General features: G+C 47.8%; 6 protein-coding genes and 2 pseudogenes. All 8 read right to left on the bottom strand.

Annotation, left to right across the window (positions count from 1 at the left end; genetic code table 11):
- Window positions 1–191, bottom strand: a pseudogene (locus tag Q0257_RS08940) (hypothetical protein); the annotation flags it as partial.
- A 772-nt stretch (window positions 192–963) separates the two neighbouring features.
- On the bottom strand, window positions 964–1,521 hold the full coding sequence (locus Q0257_RS08935; protein WP_298024220.1) for a hydrogenase maturation nickel metallochaperone HypA: 558 nt from the start codon (window positions 1,519–1,521) through the stop codon (window positions 964–966).
- Between the two features lie 108 nt (window positions 1,522–1,629).
- A complete protein-coding gene (hypE, locus tag Q0257_RS08930) occupies window positions 1,630–2,805 on the bottom strand; it encodes a hydrogenase expression/formation protein HypE (RefSeq protein WP_298024218.1) in 1,176 nt (391 codons plus the stop codon).
- 186 nt (window positions 2,806–2,991) lie between these two features.
- Entirely contained in the window at window positions 2,992–4,089 is a 1,098-nt protein-coding gene (gene hypD / locus Q0257_RS08925) for a hydrogenase formation protein HypD (protein ID WP_298024216.1), read from the bottom strand.
- A 35-nt stretch (window positions 4,090–4,124) separates the two neighbouring features.
- The gene (locus Q0257_RS08920) at window positions 4,125–4,406 is read right to left on the bottom strand and encodes a HypC/HybG/HupF family hydrogenase formation chaperone (protein WP_298024214.1); all 282 of its coding nucleotides are present in this window, start codon (window positions 4,404–4,406) and stop codon (window positions 4,125–4,127) included.
- Window positions 4,406–5,236 carry a hydrogenase nickel incorporation protein HypB gene (hypB, locus tag Q0257_RS08915; protein WP_298024212.1) on the bottom strand — a complete coding sequence of 277 codons (831 nt, stop codon included), beginning with the start codon at window positions 5,234–5,236 and terminating at the stop codon, window positions 4,406–4,408. Before hypB ends, Q0257_RS08920 begins: the two co-directional genes overlap by 1 nt.
- 750 nt (window positions 5,237–5,986) lie before the next feature.
- A complete protein-coding gene (nikR, locus tag Q0257_RS08910) occupies window positions 5,987–6,418 on the bottom strand; it encodes a nickel-responsive transcriptional regulator NikR (RefSeq protein WP_298024210.1) in 432 nt (143 codons plus the stop codon).
- 589 nt (window positions 6,419–7,007) lie between these two features.
- Window positions 7,008–7,851 (bottom strand): annotated as a pseudogene (locus Q0257_RS08905) (hypothetical protein); the annotation flags it as partial.

Below are 7,851 nucleotides of genomic sequence, written 5' to 3'. Positions count from 1 at the left end.
GTTGCCGAGAGTTTAAAAATCATCGAAGCGAAAATTATGGCAACAATTACGGCGGCAACGCCTAAAAATTTGCTTATTTCAACGTCATGCCAAAACTCGCAACAAGCCCAAATGATCAGATAAGTGCAGATTGCCAAAACGCTAGAGGCTATGCCGCGAAATTTTATGGCGTTTAAAATTTTAGGGTTCATAAAGTTGTGCCTTTGGAATTTTAAAATCTATGGCGGATTATACTTGCGGGATTTGAAATTTGGTTAAATTTAAAAACCCCGCGTTACTGAATTTTAAAATTTCGCGCCGAGTGCAATAAATTTACTAAGAGCGATACGAGGAGGAGGGTATAAGCTAAAATTTGAATGGGAATTTTAATCCATCTCGCCTAAAAGGTTGAATTCCGAAATAGGGCAAATTATCAATCTACGAGTAAACGTAGGGCAATTTGGCTTTTTTGCGTTAGTAAATTATGAAATTTTATTTTATCCTGCGCAGCGTGTCTATATCATAAAGTAATTGACTTTAAATTTAAAAGCTAAATGGAACGATAGCAAAGTAAAAAACTCATATATAGAGAAAACTCGCATTTTCGCATTTAGTCTCTTTGGGTTCTTTGAGTCGATATACAATAAATAGTGTTGAAAAGCGCTATAGTTCCCATAATTCTAGGAATTTTATATTGAAAACTATAATTTTCAAGTAAAAATTCAATATGAAATTAACGTATAATTATATGAATAATTTCATGTATTTTGACGCATTTGGTGTTTTTATCAATGGTTTTTATTAGAAGAATTTTTACATAAATATATTTGATAATTTATGTGACTTCAAATGAAATCAGAGGACGATGTGTTTTTGTAAGAATTAAAATAGATAATATCTGAATTGGGCGGAAATAAAATTTTGCTTATAGCAAGGAGTTAAATTTAAAATATGGAAAGTTTTGCACCCAGAAAACGCCCTCTTTTATTCAATAACCAGGCGCATAAGATACATATCTTCGCCGTCGATTACGCTGATTTCGGAGCTTTTGCAGCGCGGGCAAGAAAAGTCGTTCTGCGTCAAATCCCCGCTAAAACCGCAGTTTTTGCATTTTACGACGATTTCTTGGGGGTGGATGATGAGATCCGCATTTTCGCAGACGGTGCCTGCGCGAAAGACTTCGTAGCAGTTTTGCAAATAATGCGCTTCCACGCCGCTTAGCCGCCCTATTTTTACGTGCAGTTCCCTTATCTGCGGACTTTTTGCGATAGGTGTATCACAAAGCGTCTGCGGATTTGCATCCAAATTTTTATAAAAATCACCGTTTTTGCTGTTCGAGTCCGTATCCGTAACGCCCGTATTTTCGGTATTCTCGGTGCCCATGCCAGTATTCGCGGAATTCGTATTTTCATTGGCGGTATCGGCGATGTCGCAACGATTTTTATCGCCCTGCTCGGCTGCGCCTTTTTTCTTTGCTTTTTCGGCGTTTAGCGCCTTTTCACATAGCGCCACAAGATCCGCTACGATCGATAGTTCATGCATTTTTCCCTCTAAATTTTACGGTCGCGCCGTATTTTATACGAAATTTCGTTGTAAATTTAAAACGTGCTCTGAAATTTAGGCTTAAATTTGCTAAATTTGCACGCAAATTTAGCAAATCCTCGGCAGCAGTTCGCCTTTTGGAAGCTCCAAAAATCGCTGCGAGCCATAGGCGTTTTGCAAAATCACTCGCCCTTTTGTCGCATAGGGAGCTTTAAATTGTTCCGCCCTATTTTCCGACGCCGCGCCCGTAGATTCGTCCTGCGCGCTAAGCTTTGACGTCAAAGAGCCCTCAAATTCGCCTCCGCCGTGCCCTACTTCGCGCACTTCGCCGATGATTGCGGCGTTTGCGTCAAATTCGCGCAGTATCTCAAGCGCCCTATCAGCTTCGGCGTCATCTTCTACGATCGCTACGAAAGTGCCTTCGTTTGCAAGCTCGTATGGCTCAAAGCCCAGTAGTTCGCACATGCCCACTACTTCGTCGCTGATTTTGATATCCTCTTCGCGCACCAAAAATTCAAGCCCGCTGGAGCTTGCAAATTCGTTCAAAACCGCGCTGAGCCCGCCACGCGTCGCATCTCGCATCGCCTGGATTTTCACGCCTTGCAAGATCAGCTTTTCGACCGCAGCGCAAAGCGGTTTGCAGTCGCTTTGCAGCTCGCTGCTTAGCGCGATCTCGTCGCGCGCCGCGAGTATCACTGCTCCGTGTCGCCCGATGTCGCCGCTAAGCAGGATTTTTGCGCCCGCTTTGATGTTTTGCACGCGCGCAGGTCGCAAAACACGGCCGATACCGCTAGTGTTGATGAAAATTTTATCGCATTTGCCGCGCGGCACAACCTTTGTATCGCCGCAAACGATACGAACGCCGCAGCTTCGCGCAGTGCTCGCCATCGAGTCCAGAATGCGTCGCAGCTCGCTTAGGCTAAGCCCCTCCTCGATGATGAGCGCGCAGCTTAAAAACAGCGGCTTGGCGCCCACCATCGCAAGGTCGTTGACGGTGCCGCAAACGGCGATCTTGCCGATGTCGCCGCCGTTAAAAAACAGCGGCGTGACCACGAAACTATCGGTGCTGAAAGCTAGCTCGCCGCTAGAGCTCGCAAAATTCAAAGCAGAGCTCGGCTTCGCGCGATCAAAATCCGCCCCGGCGTCTAAATTTAAATTTAGTATCGCGCTGTCGTTGTTCGCGCGTAAAATTTCATTATCAAACGCCGCAAAGATCGTCTCGTTGATGAGCCTATTCATCTCCTCGCCGCCGCCGCCGTGGCTTAAAAGTATAGTTTCGTTCAAATTTTTCCTTTTCACTCGGTTTTAAATTTATAAGCCCGTATTTTGCAGCCGAACAAGCCGTGCCGTTACCGCGCCGCGCAAAATTTTAAAGCAAATTTAGCGCAACCATTCCGCTTCGGTTAAAATTCTAAAGCATGACTTATTTTTAAAATTTCCGCCCTGATAGCCGGATACCGCGCGCAAAATTTAGCCCGCGTTTTTGACGTCGCCGTATTTATAATACGCCGCGCATGCGCCTTCGCTTGAGACCATGCACGATCCTATCGGATTTTGCGGCGTGCAGTGCTTGCCGAAAACCTTGCAATCATATGGGCTTTTTTTGCCGCGCAAAATTTCGCCGCAGATACAGGCCTTGCTCTCGGGCGCGCTCTGTACGCTGCAATCAAACTGCACCCTGGCATCCAGCGCCGCGTACTGCGGGCGCAACTTCATGCCGCTTTTTGGAATTTCGCCGAGCCCTCGCCAGGGAAAATCGCAAATTTCAAAATATTTATCTATTAAATTTTGCGCTTTTTGGTTGCCGCCCTCTTTTACGACGCGCTCGTATTCGTTGAAAACCTCGTAGGTGCCGGCGTTTTGCTGCTCCACCAAATTTAACACGCCCGCCATTATGTCAAGCGGCTCAAATCCGCTTACGGCGATCGGCTTTTTGTAATCGCGCGCTATGCTTTCGTAGGCCTTCGCGCCGGTGATCACGCTTACGTGGCTAGGCCCTAAAAACGCGTCTATCTGCATGTCCGCGTCGTCTAAGATCGCTCGCACGGGAGCTGGCACCGTGACGTGATTTATGTGAAAAAAGAGATTTTTTAGCCCCAAGCTTAGCACTTTGTCGATCAGCACGGCGCTCATCGGCGTCGTCGTCTCAAAGCCGATCGCAAAAAATATCACCGTTTTTTGCGGATTTTCCTGCGCGATCTTTATGCAATCAAGCGGGCTATAAAGCGCTCTGATGTCGTGCCCTTCGCTGCGCAGCTTCTGCAAGCTGGTGCGAGAGCCAGGAACTCGAAGCGTGTCTGCTAGAGTGCAAAAAATACTCTGCGGCATCGCGGCGAGCTTGATCGCCTCGTCGATGCGACTGCGCGGCATCACGCACACAGGACAGCCGGGACCGTGGATAAATTTAATATTTTTGCCGACCAGGCTCGGAAGGCCGAATTTCATGATCGAGTGCGTGTGTCCGCCGCAAATCTCCATGATGTTTAGCGGCTTTTTGCTTTTAGAAATTATCAGCTTGCTAAGCGCTAAAATCAGCTCCTTATCCCTAAAATCCTTGATTAGATCCATTATTTACCTTAAATTTTACGGGTTTGCAAGTCGCTTTAATTCTCTGCGCCGACTTGCGGCTCTATGCTTTCATATACGGAGCCCTCTTCCGCCCTCATCTGCTTTGCGATCTGCTCGTAAATTTCGATACTCTCCTTCGCTCGCTGCGTATCGATCTTCTCCATCGCAAAGCCCACGTGGATCAGCACGTACTCGCCGACCGCCGCGGGCTCAGGGAGTAGATCCAAGTTCACGCCGCGGCGCACGCCCAGAGTCTCCACGGTCGCGAAATTATTTTCGTCGATCGAGATAATTTTTGAAGGGATTGAAAGACACATTAACGAAATTCCTTCTTGTATTGTAGGAATTTCAGCCATTTCTCCACGCCCTCGCCGCTTTTACTATCAAGAGCGATGACGTCGGCTTTCGGATTGAGTTTGTGCACTTCGCGCACCACCTCCTGTATATCGAAGTCAAAATGCGGTAGCAGCGCTGTTTTGGTGATTACGACGCAGTCTGCGCGGCGAAATATTACCGGGTATTTTGCGATCTTATCGCTGCCCTCTGGCACGCTTAGAAGCACTACGTTCAGGTGCGCGCCTACGTCAAATGCCGCAGGGCAGACGAGGTTTCCGACGTTTTCTATGAAAACCAGATCCAAACCTTTCGTATCGATATGATGAAGCCCCTCGTGAACCATAAAGGCATCCAGATGGCAGGTTTCGCCGGTGCTGATCTGATGCGCCTGCGCGCCCGCTTTTATGATGCGATCGGCGTCGCGGTTGGTCTCTAGATCGCCCTCGATGACGCCGATTTTAAATTTGCCGCTTTTGATAGTGGCCTCAAGTAGCGTCGTCTTGCCGCTACCGGGGCTGCTCATCAAATTTAAGCATAAAATTTTATCCTCGTCAAAATGAGCTCTGTTGTGAGCGGCCTCCTCGTCGTTGGCGCTTAAAATTTTACTCATCACCTCGATCGTCTTGGCGTCATTTGCGTGGATGTGATCGTGCGCGTCGTGCTCATGATCGATCCCCGCCTCGTGCATATGAGCGTGGGAGTGGACGGTGCCGTCCGCGTGGGTATGGACATGCTCGTGTGTCATATCTGCGTGCGAATGGGTGCCCGCTTCGTGAGTGTGGCCGATGGAACAGCCGCAATCTTTACACATTTTTTCTCCTTGGATAATAAATTTTGCGCGTAAAATACCACGTTTTTGCTTTAAACGGCGTAAATTTGATAAATTTTATATCGAAGTGCGGAATTTTATGAAATTTAACAGCGCTTGAAATTTACGCGCTTCGGTTTTATCTAAATTTCATACGTTGTTTGCGAAGGCTCGACGCAAAATTTTAAAGCTCGCGAGCAAAGCGCTGCTTTAAATTTAATCGCCTGCTCGCAGATTGCAGAGCCGTACGCCGTAAATTTAGATATCGTAGCTCACAACGGCTCAAAATAAACTAAAGATCGCCGCAGATAGGGGCGCGAAATTCAGGGCTTGCGAGCGGATTTTATCCCGGTGTTCTACAATCTCGCGCGTGCTCTCTCCGGCGTGCCGAACATCGTCGCGGCAGCCGTTTTCATATCGATTTTAAGCTAACTCGGGCTTTACAAATACGGCATGAAAATGCGGCTCCTTATAAAATTTAGTCGCTAGCTGTACCGATCTCGCGCCAGTGCGTAAATTTCAACCCGCGACAAGAGCGCTTTTGATTAAAATTTATAAAATTTCGCGCTTTCGTTTGCCGCGTAAATTTAAACAAATTTTATTTGCACGCCTTGCGCAGCCGCGCCGCCCGAATTCTCCACTCGATCGAGAATCGCGCTTCGTAACCTGCAAAAAGTCGCGCCGCAGCTGCGTTTAAATTTAAAGGCGCATAAATTTAGCGCGACGCGCTGTTTTCAAAAACATGCAAAAGCCCTACGCTTCGGTGATAACCGCCTTTACGAGCTTGGAAAATTTCACCCCTTTTAGCGCGCCGATTTTGGCGCTGAGCCGCTCAATCTTTGAAATTTTATCCCGCATCGTGATCTCCTCGAAGCAGTGGCGCTCGTCGATGTGAAAGTGGCTGGTACTGATGATGGTGACGTTTGCGTGGTGCTCGATCTCTACGAGCTGCTCGATCAGATCGCTTTGGTGATGATCGTAAGCGATGCAAAGCACGCCCACGCAGTCATCCTCGCCATCTCCGTGAAGTACGCCCTCGACCATCTTTTCGCGTATGAGATCGCGGATAAACTCGCTGCGGCTTAGGTATTGCTTGGCGCGCACCATCTCATCGAGATCCTCAAAAAGCTTCGTCGGCAGCGAAATGCTAAATCTTACGGCGCTCTCTTTTTCCTCTTTTTTCATAGCTCCCCTTATTTCGCGTATTTTGAACGTAATTTTACCGAAATTCCGCTCAAATAGTAAGAATTTCGCGCTAATTCGGCTTATTCTTTAAAATTTAAAGCTCCAAGGCACCCGCTTATTTTGAAATTTTGCTCGCGATTTCGCGTTGTATTTTAGTGCTAGCGCGATGAAATTTACCGGTGCTACGTTATTTTTAATTCTACCGCGAGCTTGCGTCCAAATTTTAAGAGTCAGGCGCTAAATAGCGTCTTAGCTTAGGATTTGCGCAGTATCTAGCCGTGCGCCGCAGTAGAATTTTGCATCGATTGCCATAATAGTGCGCCGTGACGCTATGGCAGGCAACGGCGCGCCGTTAAATTTTAAAATTTAACGTTTCGGCTGCGACATATAAAGACAGCAAGGCGTAAATTTATTCGCTGATTTTGCGATTGTAGAAAGCTAGCCGCGGTGGATTTTATCGCCGTAGCGTTAGAATTTACGTAAAGCGCAGGCAGGGCGCAGAGTTCATTAAATTTAGCGGCGAGATGAAACTAGTAAATTTTACAAAGAGCGAGCTTAACGGCTATAATTGCGTTTTTTGTGGACGAGCTTAGCGCGAAATTTCGCTTAGATACGCCGCGAGCTGCCCGTATGCGATGCCGCTGTCGTTGCAAGGAACGGCGCGGTTTAGATGAAATTTGATGCCCCGCGCGCATAGCTTTGCGCACGTAAGATTTAGAAGCGTCGCGTTTTGAAAGACCCCGCCGCTTAGCGCGACCTCGAGCCCCGCGCCCTCGGCGAAATCGGTGATGAAATTTGCGATGGCGTTTATAAATTTCGTCGCGGCCAAGCGCGGCTCATCGCGCAAAGCCTGCAAAAATGCCTCTTCGTAATCGATCACGTAGCATTCGTCCTCAAAGCTCGGCGCGTAAGCTCTGTTTTGCGGGGCTTGATCGGCGTTAGAAGCGTTTTTGCTTTCAAGATTTATTAAATTCAGGGCGAATGCTTGGTTTATAGAATTTGCGGCGGAACTTTCATTCTTTTTATCGCTACTTTCGGCGATGTTTTGGGCCGCTAGTCTAAGCTCATTTTTGCTCGCCGCATCGCCCTCAAGCTTTTTAAAATCGCCTCGCAGCGCGCAGCTGTTTTTGGCGCCGCTACGATTTTGCACATTCAAACCGCCCTGCCCCGCTTTGCGCTGTGTTTCGTGCCGTAAATCATTGGCGCTCGGCTGCTGTGAAGCGCAATACGGCGCGTTTTGGGTAAAATTTTCGCCCACTTTTTTCAGTCTAAATTTATAGCTCTGCTCGCAGCCCTGGATGTATAGGTTTTCTAGCCGCATGCCCGCCTCGCCGTCAAAGCTGACGGCTCGTAGATCGCAAATAATCGCCGCAAATGCGTCAAACAGCCGCCCTAGCGAGCTTGAGCGGACGGCACGCGGCGCGATTTTTTCT

Source organism: uncultured Campylobacter sp. (genome assembly GCF_938018035.1).
In the GTDB taxonomy this organism is placed as follows: Bacteria; Campylobacterota; Campylobacteria; order Campylobacterales; family Campylobacteraceae; genus Campylobacter_B.
This window is presented reverse-complemented; position numbering and strand designations above follow the sequence as displayed.

Bases quoted from the DNA above. Each gene is read 5' to 3' on its own strand.
- Q0257_RS08935 (WP_298024220.1), bottom strand. From the start codon at position 1,521: ATGCATGAACTATCGATCGTAGCGGATCTTGTGGCGCTATGTGAAAAG.
- hypD (WP_298024216.1), bottom strand. From the start codon at position 4,089: ATGGATCTAATCAAGGATTTTAGGGATAAGGAGCTGATTTTAGCGCTT.
- Q0257_RS08920 (WP_298024214.1), bottom strand. From the start codon at position 4,406: ATGTGTCTTTCAATCCCTTCAAAAATTATCTCGATCGACGAAAATAAT.
- hypB (WP_298024212.1), bottom strand. From the start codon at position 5,236: ATGTGTAAAGATTGCGGCTGTTCCATCGGCCACACTCACGAAGCGGGC.
- nikR (WP_298024210.1), bottom strand. From the start codon at position 6,418: ATGAAAAAAGAGGAAAAAGAGAGCGCCGTAAGATTTAGCATTTCGCTG.